At 61.8% G+C, this 14,735-nt stretch carries 14 protein-coding genes; 2 read left to right on the top strand and 12 right to left on the bottom strand.

The window, feature by feature from the left end:
* Window positions 1-68: 68 nt before the first annotated feature.
* From ACYQ2T_RS05330 to ACYQ2T_RS05275, 12 genes are all read right to left on the bottom strand, one after another.
* Window positions 69-1,010, bottom strand: coding sequence for an aminotransferase class IV (locus ACYQ2T_RS05330; RefSeq protein WP_459899038.1), 942 nt, complete (start codon window positions 1,008-1,010; stop codon window positions 69-71).
* A gap of 24 nt (window positions 1,011-1,034) precedes the next feature.
* Window positions 1,035-2,069, bottom strand: a complete 1,035-nt coding sequence (locus tag ACYQ2T_RS05325) for an aspartate-semialdehyde dehydrogenase (RefSeq protein ID WP_459899036.1) — start codon at window positions 2,067-2,069, stop codon at window positions 1,035-1,037.
* A 50-nt stretch (window positions 2,070-2,119) separates the two neighbouring features.
* Window positions 2,120-3,010 (bottom strand): methylenetetrahydrofolate reductase [NAD(P)H], encoded by an 891-nt coding sequence (metF, locus tag ACYQ2T_RS05320; protein WP_459899035.1) that lies wholly within the window; start codon window positions 3,008-3,010, stop codon window positions 2,120-2,122.
* On the bottom strand, window positions 3,001-3,414 hold the full coding sequence (locus tag ACYQ2T_RS05315) for a (deoxy)nucleoside triphosphate pyrophosphohydrolase (protein WP_459899033.1): 414 nt from the start codon (window positions 3,412-3,414) through the stop codon (window positions 3,001-3,003). The genes metF and ACYQ2T_RS05315 overlap by 10 nt, the downstream gene beginning before the upstream one ends.
* Before the next feature lie 63 nt (window positions 3,415-3,477).
* A complete protein-coding gene (locus ACYQ2T_RS05310) occupies window positions 3,478-5,454 on the bottom strand; it encodes an ABC-F family ATP-binding cassette domain-containing protein (RefSeq protein ID WP_459899031.1) in 1,977 nt (658 codons plus the stop codon).
* Window positions 5,455-6,019: 565 nt separating this feature from the next.
* Window positions 6,020-7,108, bottom strand: a complete 1,089-nt coding sequence (gene leuB, locus ACYQ2T_RS05305; protein ID WP_459899029.1) for a 3-isopropylmalate dehydrogenase — start codon at window positions 7,106-7,108, stop codon at window positions 6,020-6,022.
* Window positions 7,095-7,613 carry a 3-isopropylmalate dehydratase small subunit gene (locus ACYQ2T_RS05300; protein ID WP_404844401.1) on the bottom strand — a complete coding sequence of 173 codons (519 nt, stop codon included), beginning with the start codon at window positions 7,611-7,613 and terminating at the stop codon, window positions 7,095-7,097. The genes leuB and ACYQ2T_RS05300 overlap by 14 nt, the downstream gene beginning before the upstream one ends.
* A 23-nt stretch (window positions 7,614-7,636) precedes the next feature.
* On the bottom strand, window positions 7,637-8,896 hold the full coding sequence (leuC, locus tag ACYQ2T_RS05295; RefSeq protein ID WP_459899026.1) for a 3-isopropylmalate dehydratase large subunit: 1,260 nt from the start codon (window positions 8,894-8,896) through the stop codon (window positions 7,637-7,639).
* The gene (locus tag ACYQ2T_RS05290; RefSeq protein WP_459899024.1) at window positions 8,881-10,419 is read right to left on the bottom strand and encodes a 2-isopropylmalate synthase; all 1,539 of its coding nucleotides are present in this window, start codon (window positions 10,417-10,419) and stop codon (window positions 8,881-8,883) included. The genes leuC and ACYQ2T_RS05290 overlap by 16 nt, the downstream gene beginning before the upstream one ends.
* A 191-nt stretch (window positions 10,420-10,610) precedes the next feature.
* A complete protein-coding gene (pssA, locus tag ACYQ2T_RS05285) occupies window positions 10,611-11,369 on the bottom strand; it encodes a CDP-diacylglycerol--serine O-phosphatidyltransferase (RefSeq protein WP_404844398.1) in 759 nt (252 codons plus the stop codon).
* A gap of 18 nt (window positions 11,370-11,387) precedes the next feature.
* On the bottom strand, window positions 11,388-12,032 hold the full coding sequence (locus ACYQ2T_RS05280) for a phosphatidylserine decarboxylase family protein (protein ID WP_459899023.1): 645 nt from the start codon (window positions 12,030-12,032) through the stop codon (window positions 11,388-11,390).
* Between the two features lie 10 nt (window positions 12,033-12,042).
* A complete protein-coding gene (locus ACYQ2T_RS05275) occupies window positions 12,043-12,678 on the bottom strand; it encodes an HAD family hydrolase (protein WP_459899021.1) in 636 nt (211 codons plus the stop codon).
* Window positions 12,679-12,793: 115 nt separating this feature from the next.
* Here ACYQ2T_RS05275 and ACYQ2T_RS05270 point away from each other — a divergent pair, with 115 nt between their 5' ends.
* Both ACYQ2T_RS05270 and ACYQ2T_RS05265 read left to right on the top strand, forming a co-directional pair.
* Window positions 12,794-13,789, top strand: a complete 996-nt coding sequence (locus tag ACYQ2T_RS05270) for a metal-dependent hydrolase (RefSeq protein ID WP_459899019.1) — start codon at window positions 12,794-12,796, stop codon at window positions 13,787-13,789.
* A gap of 13 nt (window positions 13,790-13,802) precedes the next feature.
* On the top strand, window positions 13,803-14,675 hold the full coding sequence (locus ACYQ2T_RS05265; RefSeq protein WP_459899018.1) for an EamA family transporter: 873 nt from the start codon (window positions 13,803-13,805) through the stop codon (window positions 14,673-14,675).
* The last annotated feature ends 60 nt before the right edge of the window (window positions 14,676-14,735 follow it).

Raw genomic sequence — 14,735 nt, 5'->3', positions numbered from 1 at the left:
TCTCCCGCTCCGGCGCGTCGTTGGTCGTATGCTGTGCTTTCGCCGCATGGCGCGGCGCGGATGCAGGCCTAAAAGGCCTCGCCGTTTTCCTTCATGTCGTTCAGGAGCAGTTCACGCAGCTTCTGCGAAACCGGGCCGGGGCGCACGTCCTGAATGGGTTTGCCGTTATAGCGAACAATGCTCAGACAATCGCCCGTGGTGCCAAGGACCAGAATCTCCCGCGCCATGTACAGTTCGTTTTCCTGAATCTTGCGAATCTGCACAGGAATTTCGCCCTGAAGCAAATCAAGGGCGCGGAACAGCGTTGTTCCGGGCAGCGCGCGTTCAAACTCCGGCACAATGATGGTGCCGGACTGGTCCACAATGCACATATTCTCCGTGGCACCTTCCGCAAGGAAGTCGTGCTCGTCGAAGCAGATGGGGTAATCGTAGCCCTTTTCCGTGGCCTCGTGCTTCATGAGGGTATTGGGCAGGTAGTCCACGGACTTAATGGTGGCAATCCACCCCTGCTTGGCCGGATAGCTTGTCCTAAAGGCGGTTGCGCCCTTTTCGTACCACTCGGACGGCTTGGGCTGGAAGCGGTAGGCCACCACGTACAAGCTGGGGATGGGACATTCCCGAACATCAATGCCGAAGCCGCCGGGGCCGCGGCCAAGCAGGACGCGGACAAGGCCGTCGTCCTCGCCGGAGGCCTTGGCGACCTCAAAGATGATCTCGCGCAGGCGCTCCCACGTACAGGGTGGCGTCAGCTTGATGGATTCCGCCGAGCGCTGCATGCGCTTGATGTGCGGGTCCACCTGATACATCTTGCGGTCAAGGAACTTCAGCGTTTCGAAGACGCCGTCGCCGCGGTGGACGAGGTGGTCGTCCCACGGCATCAGCATGAGCTTTGGATCCGTACAAATGGCGCCGAGGCGGTGCTCGTAGAACGCCCGTACGTCTTCGGCGCCGGGGCGTCGTACGGACAGCATCTTCTTCAGGTAATCATCGGAATCCAACACGGGAATCATGTCCCTCTCCTTCTCTTGTACTACTTAGGGCACGCGGACGAGTTCGCGCTCCACGAGCGTCTCGGCAATCTGCACGGCGTTCAGGGCCGCGCCCTTGCGCAGGTTGTCCGCAACGATCCACATGTTCAAACCATTGGCGATGGTTTCGTCGTCGCGGATGCGGCCAACAAAGGTTGCGTCCTCGTCAACGGCCTCAATAGCCATGGGGTAGATATTTTCCTCGGGGTTGTCCTGCACGGTGATGCCGGGAGCCTGCGAGAGCAGCGCGCGGCAGTCACGGGCGGACAGCTTGTCCACGGTTTCAATATTCACGGACTCGCTGTGGCCGATGTACACGGGCACGCGCACCGCCGTGGGGGACACGCCAATGCTGTCGTCGCCGAGGATTTTGCGCGTCTCGTGCACCATTTTCATCTCTTCCTTGGTGTAGTCGTTCTCAAGGAAGCGATCGATATGCGGCAGGCAGTTGAAGGCGATGCGGTACTGGAAGTACTTCGGATCAATGGATTCCATGTCGAAGTTGTACATCTTTTTCACCTGATCGGTGAGCTCGTCCATGGCCTTCTGCCCGGCGCCGGACACCGCCTGATAGGTGGAGACCACAACGCGGCGGATGGTGGCGGCGTCGTGAATGGGCTTGAGCACAACCACCATCTGGATGGTGGAGCAATTGGGGTTGGCGATGATGCCAGTGTGCCAGTCGAGGTCATGCGGGTTCACTTCGGGCACGACCAGCGGGGTCTCCTCATCCATGCGCCATGCGCTGGAGTTGTCCACCACCACGCAGCCGGAACGGGCGGCGATGGGGGCGTACTCCTCGGACACGGAACCACCGGCGGAAAAGAGCGCGATGTCCACGCCCTCAAAAGAATGCTCGCCCAGCTCACGCACAACAAGCTCGTCGTCGCCGTAGGGCACCTTGGTACCGGCGGAGCGGCTGGATGCCAGCGGAATAATCTCACACGCGGGGAAGTTGCGCGCCTTCAGCGTCTTGAGCATCTCGCGCCCAACGGCTCCTGTTGCTCCGACGACCGCTACGACAAAAGAATCCCTCTCCATTGCGAATACTCTCCTTCCGCCGGTGTTGCGATTCCGGCGGGAAATCATGTTCAGGCAGATGCGCGCGGCACACTGCCCAGTGAGTCAACAATATCCAGAACGGCTTCAGCCTTGTTCAACGTATACAGATGGACGCCCGGTGCGCCGCCATCAAGCAGCTCGCGCACCTGCTGGCGCGCCCAGCGCATTCCGACTTCGTACGCCGCCTTGGGTCCGCCTTCGGCGTCCGCGGCCTCAAGCTCCAGCAAAAACTTGCCGGGGATGCTGGCGCCGCAAAAACCAAGAATGCGCTTGACGGACTGCAGGCTCATGATTGGCAGTACGCCCGGGATAATAGGCTTATCAACGCCCATATCCCGCATAAGGTCCACAAAATTCCAGTACAGCCTGTTGTCGAAGAACAGCTGCGTCATGATGAAGTCCGCGCCCGCGTCCACCTTGTGTTTCAGGTAGCCGTAGTCCTCACGGAAGGTCATGCACTCGGGGTGGCCTTCAGGGTAGCCCGCCACGGCCACGCCCATCTCCGGGCACCGGCCACGGATGAAGGTGACAAGGTCCGAGGCATGGGCAAAGGCCTCGTTATCGGGCGTAAATGTCTCCATGCCGTGCGGCGGGTCGCCGCGCAGGGCCAGCACATTGTCCACGCCTGCGGCCTGCAGCTCGGACAAAAACGCGCCAATGCGCTCCTCGTCCGCGCCAACGCAGGTCAGGTGCGCCATGGGCTCCAGCCCATGGTCCCGTTTCATCCGCCGGACGATTTCAAGGGTATTGTGCTGCGTGCCGCCGCCAGCGCCGTAGGTTACGGACACAAACAGCGGATGCACGGCTTTGAGGCGGTCCACCGTCTGGAAAAACGACGGCCACGCGCTCTCGTCCTTTGGGGGGAAGAATTCCAGCGAGAGGAATTGTTCGCCACGGGCGATAAGGTCCCTTATGCGCACGTCCTGCTCCTTGGGCAATTGTCCGCCAGTTCGGCCACAATTTCCGTATCCGCCTCCAGAAAGGGCGCGCCGTTTGTGGCTCCGGGCGTGAGCCACTGCCAGCGGTGCCCCTCATTGGCGACAATGTCGCCGGTGAAGGCCGTAACATGGAAAAAGAGGAGCCGCACACGGATGTGCTCGTAGGCGTGGGTCTTTTCCTGCCAGAAGGTGAACGCTGTGGGCGTGAGCCCCAGCTCCTCCTGCAATTCGCGCACAAGGGCGGCCTGCGGCGTTTCACCCGGCTCCACCTTGCCGCCGGGGAATTCCCAGTAGCCAGCCTGCGGCTTGCCCTCCGGGCGCTCCACGGCGAGGAACTGACCATCGCGCCAGAGGATTCCGGCAACAACGTCTACGGCGTCTGGCATCCAATCGCTCCGCTAAAAGTTGGTTAAATGAACAGGTGAGGTTAGGACGTAACTTCCCGAAAATCAAGCACCGCTCAGCGCCTCGCGCTCGGCCTCCAGCTTGGCGATTTCCGCTTCCAGCGCTTCCAGCGCCTCCAGCTTGCGCTCGGACACGTCCTGAAGCTCCTTAAAGCGCTTCATCAGCTCCGTGGAGCGCGCCACATCGGCGTAGACGTCCGGGTCGGCCAGCATCTGCTCCACCTCGCCCTGCTCTTCCAGCAGGGTCTCAAACTCGGCCTCCATGGCCGCATACTCGTCCTGCTTGGGCCTCAGAATCCGGTAGATGGCGTTGCGCGCCTCGGCCTGCTTGCGCTTCATGGCTTTGGCCTCGGCGCGGCTGAGGGGCTTTTCCTCCTCGCCGGGCGCGGCCTCGTCGCCGGTTTCGCCCTTGGCTTCGGCCTTTCGGGCGCGGTCGTAGCCCGTGTAGCCGTCAAGGAACACCTCCACGCCCTCGGAGCGCAGCCACCACACCTGCTCCGCCACCTCGGACAGCAGATGCCTATCGTGCGCCACCATCAGGATGGTACCGGGGAAGTCCTTCAGCGCTTCCATGAGTGCGTCGCGGCTTTCAAGGTCCAAGTGGTTGGTGGGTTCGTCAAGGATGAGCAGATTCGCGCGCTTGAGGAACAGCGTCGCGAGGATGAGGCGGTTCTTCTCGCCGCCGGACAGCTCGCGAACTTTGCGCTCCCAGTACTCCTCGCCCAGCAGGAAGAGGCCCAGCACGCTGCGCAGTTCCTCCTCCGTGGTGCGGGGGTCGGACAGGCGGCGGATTTCGGCAAGGGCGGGCTTGTCGAGGTCGAGGGTATCGGCCTGATGCTGGCTGTAGTAGCCCACCACCATGTTGGAGCCAATCTCCACACTGCCGCCGCGCGGCGGCAGTTCGCCCATGATGCACTTGAGCAGTGTGGACTTGCCGCAGCCGTTGGGGCCGGCAAGGGCGACCTTTTGGCCGTCGTAAATATTAAAGGAGAGCTTCTCCCACAGGCTTGGTCCATCGCCAAAGCCCATGCTGAGGTCCACCACGGACAGCGGCGTCTTGTTGCCGCGCGCGGGCGTGGGCCAAGAGAATTGGAGTTCCTTCTGCTTCTTTGAGGCAGGGCGCAGGCCTTCCAGTTCCTTTTCCATCTTGGCGACCTGTTTCTTCATGCTGTTGGCCTGTCTGGCCTTGGTCGCCTTGTACTGAAAGCGCCGCACAAAATCCATTTTGCGCTCAATTTCTTCGGCCACGCGGCGTTCTTCGCGCTTGCGCTGCTCTTCCGTCTCCGCATACCAGCTGAGGAACTGCGTAAACGTGCCGGGACGCACCACCGCGCGCTGGCCGCCAAGATAGAGCACATGCGTGGACACGCGGTCGAGGAAGACCCTGTCGTGCGCCACAAAGACAAGCGCACCCTCAAAGTCGCGCAGGTATTCCTCCAGCCACTCCACGGCCTCAAGGTCCAGATGGTTGGTAGGCTCGTCAAGGAGCAGCACGTCCGCCCCGGCAACAAGGATGCGGGCCAGCTTGGCGCGCTCGCGCCAGCCGCCGGAAAGGACTTCCAGCGTCTGCCCCCATTTCTCCTCGGCAAAGCCAAGGCCCGAGAGCACGGCCTTGGCCTTATGCTCCGGGTTGTAGCCGTACGTATGCTCCAGATGCGCCTGCTCCTGCGCAAGGCGCGCCAGCGCGGCCTTGTCGTCCTTGGCGGTGGCGGCTTCCCACTCGTCCCAGAATTCGCGCCACGAGGGCAGTACATCCAGCACAAAGTCCAAAACCGGCCGCTTCAGGTCCTCCGGCGCAAGCTCCTGCATGGAGTAGCCGAACTGCGCGCCCTTGGGCAGGTTGACGTCGCCGGTGTCCGACGCTTCCAGCCCGGCAAGAATCTTGATGAAGGTGGACTTGCCGCAGCCGTTGGGGCCGACAACGGCCAACCGCATCCCCGAGGTGACCTCAAGGGAGAAGGCTTCAAACAAATCGCGTCCACCAAAGGACTTGGACAGGTTCTGAATGGAGATTCTGGACATAGGTGTGTTGTGTTTCCTTGGAAATGGATTACCCGAAAGGCCGGGCGACCTTTCGGGTATACCGTTTTGCGCTTGTGTTCAACTCCCGGGACGCTGTGCGCCCCGAATTGTGCCGGAAAAATTTCTCCGGCCCGCGGTCACCCTTCCCTTCTATGCGTCGAAAAATGGTGTCGCTCAGAGTTGCCTGATCGTTTCGCCGTGCAGGCCGTCAAACGCGGCATGTCGCGGCAGCACGGGTGCGTCCCCGGCGAGATCGTCGCCGGGCAGTGGCGCTGCATCGCTCATGTACCCCTAGAGCGATGCAGCCATCGCGAATCGAAACCCGTGCAGGGAGCCGTCTCCCTTCCCTGATGTGGAGAGTGCGCCATGACCGCCCGGGTCACGGTGTTCTCCGGTATCTGCACCGGATGCGCCGGGGATCGCCCAGCGCGTCACAGCATATTTGGCGTCGTGCCAGGTCATGCGTCAACGGCCGCGCCGCTTCGTACGCCCGGGACTCCCAAAGGCGTCCGCCCGGAGCAGCGCGGGAGGACCAGCGGCCATACCCGCTGATCCCCAAAATCCTTTATGCCCCTGCGCGCAGGAAGGCGTTAACAACGTGGGTGCCCATCTCCGTACAACCGACAAGGGTCTTGCCCTCTTCCATAATGTCGCCCGTGCGGTAGCCCGCGGTGAGCACCTCGGAAACCGCCTGCTCGATGGCGTCGGCCTCCTCGGTCAGGCCAAGGGTCAGGCGCAGCATCATGGCCACGGACAAAATGGTCGCCAGCGGATTGGCCTTGTCCTGCCCGGCAATATCCGGGGCGGAGCCGTGGATAGGCTCGTACAGGCCGGGGCCTTCTGCGCCAAGGGACGCCGAAGGCAGCATGCCGATGGAGCCGGTAATCACGGAGGCCTCGTCCGAGAGGATATCGCCAAACAGGTTGCCCGTGACGATGACGTCAAACTGCGAAGGGTCGCGCACCAGCTGCATGGCGGCATTGTCCACATACATGTGCGACAGCTCCACGTCGGAATAGTGCTTGGCGGTCTCCGTGACCACATCGCGCCACACGCGGGAGACGTCGAGGACGTTGGCCTTGTCCACACTGCACACCCGGCCGGAGCGCGTGCGCGCGGCGGTGAACGCTACCTCGGCAATGCGGCGGATTTCGCTCTCGCGGTAGACCATGGTGTTGTAACCCATACGCTCGCCATGCTCCACGCTCTCGCCGCGCGGCTCGCCAAAATAGATGCCGCCCGTCAGCTCGCGGACCACCATCACGTCAATGCCGCGTTCCACGATGTCCTCACGCAGGTAGCACGCGCCGCGCAGCTGCGGAAACAGCTTGGCCGGGCGCACATTGGCAAACAGCCCCATGGCCTTGCGGATGCCGAGCAGGCCGCGCTCCGGGCGGATGGTAGGATCGTCGTCCCACTTAGGACCGCCTACGGCGCCAAGCAGCACAGCGTCCGCGCCAACGCAGGCGTCAATGGTCGCCTGCGGCAAGGGATCGCCAGTGGCGTCAATGGCGGCGCCACCGATAAGGGACTCCTCGGCAAAAAACCTGCGGCCAAAGCGCTCGGCCACGGCGTCCAGCACGCGGCGCGCCTGCGCGATGATTTCCGGACCGATGCCATCGCCGGGGAGCAAACGGATATTATACGGCTTCATGGCGTCCCTCCTTGCCTGCCAAGCGTTCACGCACATAATTGACCAAGCCGCCCGCGTTCAGCAGTTCCTGCATAAAGGGCGGCACCGGGCGGCAGGGGATTTCCTCGCCGGTGGTGGTATTTTTGATGATGCCTGCGTCGGTGTCCACCTCGATGGTGTCGCCGTCCGCGATGCGGTCCACGTCGTCGCCGATTTCGACAAGGGTCAGCCCCATGTTGAAGCCGTTGCGGTAGAAGATGCGTGCAAAGCTGTGCGCCACTACAACCGGAATGCCCGCGCCCTTAATGGCGATGGGGGCATGCTCGCGGCTGGAGCCGCACCCGAAGTTCGGGCCCGCGACCATGATGTCGCCGGGGGAGACACGCTCCACCCAGCCCGCTTCAAGGCCTTCCATGCAGTTTGCGCCAAGTTCGGCCTCATCCGTCGTCACCAAAAAGCGCGCGGGGATGATGGCGTCCGTATCAATGTTCGACCCGACCTTGTGGGCCTTTCCTGTAGAGTGCATACCTGTTTCCCTGTCTGTACCGTCTACAGCTTCGACGGGTCGATGATTTCCCCGGCGATGGCGCTGGCGGCGGCCACGGCGGGGTTGGCGAGAAAGACCTCGGACTGCAAGCTGCCCATGCGGCCCTTGAAATTCCTGTTAGTGGTGGCGATGGCGCGCTCCCCTCCAGCAAGGATGCCCATGTGCCCGCCAAGGCACGGCCCGCAGGTGGGCGGCCCCACCACGCATCCGGCGTCCATGAAGGTGGCAATGAGGCCCTCGTCCAGTGCCTGCTTCCAAATGCCCGGAGTGGCGGGAAGCACAATGCAGCGCACGCGGGAACTCACTTTGCGCCCCTTCAGGATGGCGGCGGCCTCGCGCATGTCCTCTATGCGGCCGTTAGTGCAGGAGCCAATAACCGCCTGATGCACAGCAACGCCGGAAGTTTCGCTCACGGGCTTCACATTCTCGGGCAGATGCGGGCAAGCAACCTGCGGTTCCATGCCATTCACATCAATATGGACCACGCGCTCATATTCCGCGCCGGGGTCGGTTGTCATGGCCTCGTCCGCTGGGCGGCCCGCCGCGCGGGTGTAGGCAAGGGTCTTCTCATCCACCGGGAACAAACCAACCTTGCCGCCTGCCTCAATAGCCATATTGGCAATGGTCATGCGGCCCTCTACGGACAGAGCATCCACCGTGGAGCCGCCGAATTCCAGCGCCCGGTACAGCGCGCCGGCAACGCCAATCTCGCGCAGCAGGCGGAGCATAATATCCTTGCCCTGCACGTGCTCGCCAAGTTCGCCTTCCACCTCCACGCGGATGGTGGGCGGCACCTTGAACCACGTTTCCCCAAGGGCCATGGCCCCGGCGATATCCGTGGACCCCATGCCCGTGGCAAAGGCCCCAAGGCCGCCATAGGTACAAGTGTGGCTGTCCGCACCGATGACCACGTCACCGGGGCCGACAATGCCAAGCTCGGGCAGCAGGGCGTGCTCGACGCCGACGTTGCCGCCCTCGTAAAAGTGCGTCAGCCCCTGCTCGGTGGCAAACTCGCGGACGACCTTGACCTGTTCGGCGGAGTCGATGTCCTTGTTGGGGGTAAAATGGTCGCACACAAGGGCGACCCGGTCCGTATCGAACACCGCGTCCGCGCCCATGGCGCGAAAGGACTTGATGGCAAGGGGGGCGGTGATGTCGTTGGCAAGGACGAGGGACACCCTGCATCGGACAATCTGCCCGGCCTCGCCAACGGTTTCGTCTGTGGCGCGCTGCAATATCTTCTGCGCTAAGGTGCGGGGCATTCCGTGGTCTCCTCCGTCTTCTTGGCCAACCTGTTCATGGCATTGATGTACGCCCGTGCGCTGGCAATAATGATATCCGGGTCCGCACCGCGACCGACGGCGGTGCGCTTTCCATCACGTATTTTCACCGTAACCTCGCCAAGGGCGTCCGTGCCGCCGGAGATGGCGCTGATGTGGAACCGCTCCAAAACCGGGCTGACGCCCACAATCTCGGCAATGGTGTTAAATGTGGCATCCACAGGACCGACGCCGAACTGTGCCAGTTTTCGCTCCTGTCCGTCTACCTCCATTATGACCGCAGCCGTTGCGGGCACACCAGTTGTCCCGGAATGTGTGGTCAGGTGCATGAGGCGGAACTTGTCGGGAATCCTGTAGATTTCCTCCAGCACAATGGCTTCCACGTCTTCATCATAGATGGTCTTCTTGATGTCGGCGAGGCGTTTTACCGCATCGGACACCATGGTGACATCCTCGGCAGAAAGGCGGTAGCCCAGCTCTTCCAGCTTCTGGTTGATGGCGTGGCGGCCGGAGTGTTTGCCAAGGACCATATCCGTCCCGGCGCGGCCCACACTCTCCGGCGTCATGATTTCATAGGTCTCGCGGTTTTTGAGCACGCCGTCCTGATGGATGCCGGACTCATGCGCAAAGGCGTTGGCACCGGTGATGGCCTTGTTGGGCGGGATGGGCTGACCAATCACATGCGAGAGCAGGCGGCAGGCCGGAAAGAGCTTTTCCGCGTCAATGCCTGTGGTCACCTTGTAGATGGTGGGGCGGGTGTTGATATTCATCACCACCTCTTCCAAGGCGGCGTTGCCCGCGCGCTCGCCAATGCCGGAGAGGGTCACCTCCGCCTGCCGCGCGCCGGCGCGGATTGCGGCCATGGTATTCGCCACGGCAAGGCCGAGGTCGTTATGGCAATGCACGGAGAAAACCGCCTTGTGCGCGTTGGGCACATTCTTCAACAAATAGCGGATGAGTTCCGCGAATTCATCGGGCTGGGAATAGCCCACCGTGTCCGGGATGTTCACGGTAGTAGCGCCGCAGTCGATAACGGACTGCGTCAGCTTGGCGAGGAACTCCCAATCCGAGCGCGAGGCGTCCTCGGCGGAGAATTCAATATTGGTGGTATACTGGCTGGCGTGACGGACGGCCTTCATCGCCATATCCAGCACTTCGTCCGGGGTTTTGTTCAGCTTGTGCTTCATATGCACCGGACTGCTGGCGATAAAGGTATGGATGCGCGGGTGCGCGGCGGCGCGGATGGCGTCCCATGCGCGGTCGATATCCGCTGGCATGGCGCGGCAGAGTCCTGCGACCTGCGACTGCTTCACCGTTTCCGCAATGGAGCGGACGGAGCAGAAATCCCCTTCGCTGGCCGCCGGAAAACCGGCTTCAATGATGTCGACGCCCATGGCCTCCAGCTGCCGTGCGATACGGAGCTTTTCGCGCAAGTTCATGGTCGCGCCGGGCGACTGTTCGCCATCCCTCAAGGTAGTATCAAAGATAAAGACTCGGTCGGACATGATGATCCTCCTGTCTGCTCTGTCAAAGACGTCCCTTACCCAGAATAGACAAGCCTATCTGGTAGGAGCAAGAAGAGTGTGTACGTGCGTTCCGGCCAGAGATTCACATCCTATGGATGCACTACTCCGGCGTGCCGTAGTCGCTCAGGACGGACAACCCTCCGCCTGGGCCGGGAATACGGAGATTCTTTTTACGAGAGCTTGCTGGAAGCCCCGCATAGCGCGCCGGAACGGCGTAGGAGCAGGAGGCTGAGGATAGGGCCGGAGACCACGTAGCCAAACATGCATACGAAGCCCAGCACCTTGGGTTCCGAAGCCACCAGCACAAACAGGAGCGTGACGGTGACGGCGGAGGAGAAGGGATGCGCCTTCAGGAAACCATATTCCTTGAAGGACACGTAGCGCACGCGGCTGACCATCAGGTAGGACAGCACGTAGGCGAGCACCAACGTAAAGATGGGGAGGACCTTCGCATACGCCTCGGGAACGTACGGAGCGAACAGAATAAGGGTCGCGAAGGTACAGGCCTGCGCCGGAATGGCAAGGCCGATGAAATACTTTTTGGAAGCCGTGGGCGCAGCCAAGTTGAACCGCGCAAGGCGCAATGCCCCACACGCGACAATGAGGAAGGACGCCATGAGACCAAGGCGGCCAAAGTCCTGCAAGGCCCACAAATACACGGTAACGGCAGGAGTGACGCCAAAGGCGACAAGGTCGGCAAGGGAGTCATACTGCACGCCGAAGTCGCTGGAGGTTCCCGTCAAACGGGCAACCTTGCCATCGAGGCCGTCGCACACCGCGCTGATAAGGATGGCCAGCGCGCAGTGCTCAAAGCGGCCCTCGAACGCCCACATAATACCAAGGAAACCCGCGAACAGGCTAGCCGTGGTAAAGAGGTTGGGCAGAACGTAGACTCCCTTTCTGGGAGATTTGGGCGCTTCGGCGTGCATTGTACCAATCACCTTATCTTATTGCTTTTTCTTGGCCAGAACGGTTTGCCCAGCGCAAACTGTCTGACCGACGTAAACATCTGATACATAATCTTCCGGCAGATAGACGTCAAGCCTCGAACCGAATTTGATCAGGCCATACCGGGATCCTCGGCTGAGGGAGTCGCCTTCCTCGGCCCAGCATACTATGCGGCGGGCGATAAGCCCAGCAATCTGCACCACGGTCCAGTGGTTGCCGTCTTCGTCCTCCACACCCATGGCGAGGCGCTCGTTATCCTTGGAGGCCTTGTCCAGCGAGGCATTGAAGAATTTGCCGGGAATGTAGAGCAGTTTCTTGACGGTGCCGGTAACGGGGATGCGGTTCACGTGCACGTTGAACACGTTCATGAACACGCACACCACCTGACGCTCCTCGCCGGTGATGGGGTCTGCCTCGCGCGAGACCTTGCAGACCTTGCCGTCCGCGGGGGAGACGGCCACACCGTCGTCCTGCGGCACCACGCGCTCAGGGTCGCGGAAAAAGTGGCCGACGAACGCCGTCAAAATAAATGCGATAAGCGCCAAAAACGGCAGTTCGCAAATGGCAAGGACAAGCGTCAGCAGGACGCAAAGCCCAAAGATGGGCATTCCCTCAAGGCTCATACCAATGGAAGGCTTCTTCATACTATAATCCTTAGTCCTTGTGAGTCCCGGCTTCGGGGCAAAGGTTGGCAAGTTCACGCTCAAAGGATTCGCGGTCCGTGTAGTGGATGGCATGCAGGCCAAGGGCGCGCGCACGGCGGATGTGCCCACCGTGGTCGTCGATGAACGCCGCCCGCTCCGGGGCCACGCCAAGGGCGTCCAGCATGCCGGTAAAGGCCGCCGTGTCCTTTTTGGTCACGCCGGTCTTCCACGAGTTGTGGACCACGTCGAACCTGCTGCAGAACGAGTGTCTCTCCTCCAATTCTTCCAGCCAGTTGGTCTGGTCACTGAGGATGGCGACCTTGTACCCGGCCTTGCGCAGGTTGTCCACAGCCGCAAACATGAACCCGCGCGGCACAAAACGGGAGAGGAGCTCTTCGCGCAGGTCGGCGTCGGAGCCGGAAACGCCCGTGCGCTCGCGGAATCTGCGCCAAAATTCGGCCTCATCAATGCGGCCTTCGCCGTAGCCGTCCTTGCGGACAATATCCACGGCGGTTTCGGCCACGTGTTCGCGGTCCTTGCCCGCCACCTCGGCAATATGGGCGAGGCCCTGGAAGAACCCTTCCTCGGCAAGCACGCCCCCAAAATCAAAAATGACCGCATCCACGGCCTTTTGCTGTGTCGTCATAGTCTGTTACCTCATCGCGTTCTGATGGAATGTCGAACGCTCATCCTTACGCACTCATCCCGCCTTTGACAACGAACGTCTTGCACAGGACTGGTGGGTGAAGTACGCATAAGACATGGATCCCGTTACGCACATCACCTCCGGCGCGCTTATGGCCCGCGCCTTCCGGGGCACCTTTCCCGGACGGCTTGCCGCGTTCTTCATCATCCTCGCCGCGTGGATTCCGGATATCGACAACTTTGTCGGCCTCAGTCCGGAGCAGTATCTGCTGTACCACCGCGGCATCACGCACTCCGTGTTCGGGGCCGTAGTGCAGGCCCTTGTGCTCGCTGGCGTGTGGAAACTCTTCCGGCGCGACGTCAGCGCCATGCGCGCCCTTGCGGCCATGTACGGGGCCATCATGCTCCACATCTTTCTGGACCTCATTACGTCCTACGGCACCCAGCTGCTTGCGCCCCTTTCGGATACGCGCTTCGAAATTGCCGGGGTATTCATCATTGATCCGTTCTACACCCTGACCATGCTTGCGCTGCTGGTGGCGTCCATCCGCTCGCGCAACTGCGCGCGGCGCCTTGGCGTCATTGGTCTGGCCTTTGTCATTGTGTATCCGCTGTGCTGTATTGGCGTCAAAAACACCGTGCAGACCATGGTCCCGAGCCTGCTGCGCCAGCATGACGTCGCTTACGAAAGCGCCACCGTCACCACGGATCCGTTCTCCCCCGTGTATTGGAAGCTCATCGTCGATGACGGCGAGCGCATCCGCGTGGCCAGCATTTGCGTGCTCACCGCCGCAGAGGACGACCTGCACTTTACGAACTTTGAAAAGGCGGACCGCAGCGTCCTCGCCCGCCTTGGCGAAAAGGTCTCCATGTTCCGCACGTGGAACTGGTTTGCGGCGTGGCCCGTTGTGGCGCGCTCCACCCGCTCGCCGGAGCAGGTGCTCACCTTCACCGACGCCCGGTTCTACTCCAATAACCCCGTGCTCCGGCGGCTCATCGGCGAGCGCGACGCGCCCTTTGCCCTTGAGGCTGTTTTGGCGCCGGACGGCACACTCCTCGAATACACCTACGACAGCCCCGGTAACGGCAAGGACGAACCGCACACCCCCTAAGCCCGGAGGCGTCATGCCCTGGCTCACGCTGTCTCTGACCACCGCCGTCATGAATGCGGCGGTGGCAACGGTTCTGCGCAAGCATTTCTCCACCCTGCCGCCGCTGGAAATGGCGGGCATTCCGCTGATGATGGGGCTGCCGCTGTTTGTGCTCATCTTTATGCTGACGCCCGCGCCGCCCCTGCAGGACGGCTTCTGGACCTTTTTCCTCCTGTGCCTGCCCATCAACGCCGCCGGATTTTACCTGCACATGCGCGCGGTGAACCTCTCGCCACTGTCCGTCACCATGCCCTACCTTGCGTTTACCCCCGCATTCGTCCTGCTGACGGGCAACGTCATCCTTGGCGAATTGCCCAATGTCTGGGGCTCATGCGGTGTAGCGCTTATCGTCTGTGGCAGCTACGTCCTCAACATTCCGCCCGCCATGGGCCGCGACCTTGCCGCCCCGCTCCGCGCCTTTTCAAATGAGGTCGGCGCGCGCAGCATGCTTGTGGCCTCCATCCTTTACAGCTTCTCCACCGTGCTGGGAAAGCGCTGTATCGAACTCTCCTCCCCGGTCTATTTCGCGACGCTGTTCTTTGCCGCCTTTGCCTGTTGCGCGGTGGCGGGCCTCGCCCTCCTGCGCCGCCTCCCCCTTGCCGCCGTGCGAAAGCGCCCCGGTCCGGCACTGCTCTGTGGCGGCTGCCTGCTTGGCGAGGTGGTCACCCACAACCTCGCCATCATCCTTGCGAAAGCCGCGTATATGATTGCCATCAAGCGCTTTAGCGTGGTTATCGCCGTCATCTTCGGCAAGTATTTCCTTGGCGAGACCAATATTCGCGCCCGCCTTGCTGGGGCGAGCATTATGTTTGCGGGGGCGGCGCTCATCGGCATACTTGGAGAATAATCAAAAAGCGCCGCCGGACGGGCATTTTCAGCCACGAGAGCCTTGCGCTTGCGCGGGGCA

The sequence above is a fragment of the Desulfobaculum senezii genome, from assembly GCF_054657395.1.
The sequence above is the reverse complement of the archived record's forward strand: the minus strand, read 5'-3'. Positions and strand labels throughout refer to the sequence as shown.

What these genes read in the sequence shown, in the direction of transcription:
- ACYQ2T_RS05330 (WP_459899038.1), bottom strand. Translation starts at nt 1,010, where the DNA reads ATGATTCCCGTGTTGGATTCCGATGATTACCTGAAGAAGATGCTGTCC.
- ACYQ2T_RS05325 (WP_459899036.1), bottom strand. Translation starts at nt 2,069, where the DNA reads ATGGAGAGGGATTCTTTTGTCGTAGCGGTCGTCGGAGCAACAGGAGCC.
- ACYQ2T_RS05315 (WP_459899033.1), bottom strand. Translation starts at nt 3,414, where the DNA reads ATGCCAGACGCCGTAGACGTTGTTGCCGGAATCCTCTGGCGCGATGGT.
- ACYQ2T_RS05310 (WP_459899031.1), bottom strand. Translation starts at nt 5,454, where the DNA reads ATGTCCAGAATCTCCATTCAGAACCTGTCCAAGTCCTTTGGTGGACGC.
- leuB (WP_459899029.1), bottom strand. Translation starts at nt 7,108, where the DNA reads ATGAAGCCGTATAATATCCGTTTGCTCCCCGGCGATGGCATCGGTCCG.
- ACYQ2T_RS05300 (WP_404844401.1), bottom strand. Translation starts at nt 7,613, where the DNA reads ATGCACTCTACAGGAAAGGCCCACAAGGTCGGGTCGAACATTGATACG.
- leuC (WP_459899026.1), bottom strand. Translation starts at nt 8,896, where the DNA reads ATGCCCCGCACCTTAGCGCAGAAGATATTGCAGCGCGCCACAGACGAA.
- ACYQ2T_RS05290 (WP_459899024.1), bottom strand. Translation starts at nt 10,419, where the DNA reads ATGTCCGACCGAGTCTTTATCTTTGATACTACCTTGAGGGATGGCGAA.
- pssA (WP_404844398.1), bottom strand. Translation starts at nt 11,369, where the DNA reads ATGCACGCCGAAGCGCCCAAATCTCCCAGAAAGGGAGTCTACGTTCTG.
- ACYQ2T_RS05280 (WP_459899023.1), bottom strand. Translation starts at nt 12,032, where the DNA reads ATGAAGAAGCCTTCCATTGGTATGAGCCTTGAGGGAATGCCCATCTTT.
- ACYQ2T_RS05275 (WP_459899021.1), bottom strand. Translation starts at nt 12,678, where the DNA reads ATGACGACACAGCAAAAGGCCGTGGATGCGGTCATTTTTGATTTTGGG.
- ACYQ2T_RS05270 (WP_459899019.1), top strand. Translation starts at nt 12,794, where the DNA reads ATGGATCCCGTTACGCACATCACCTCCGGCGCGCTTATGGCCCGCGCC.
- ACYQ2T_RS05265 (WP_459899018.1), top strand. Translation starts at nt 13,803, where the DNA reads ATGCCCTGGCTCACGCTGTCTCTGACCACCGCCGTCATGAATGCGGCG.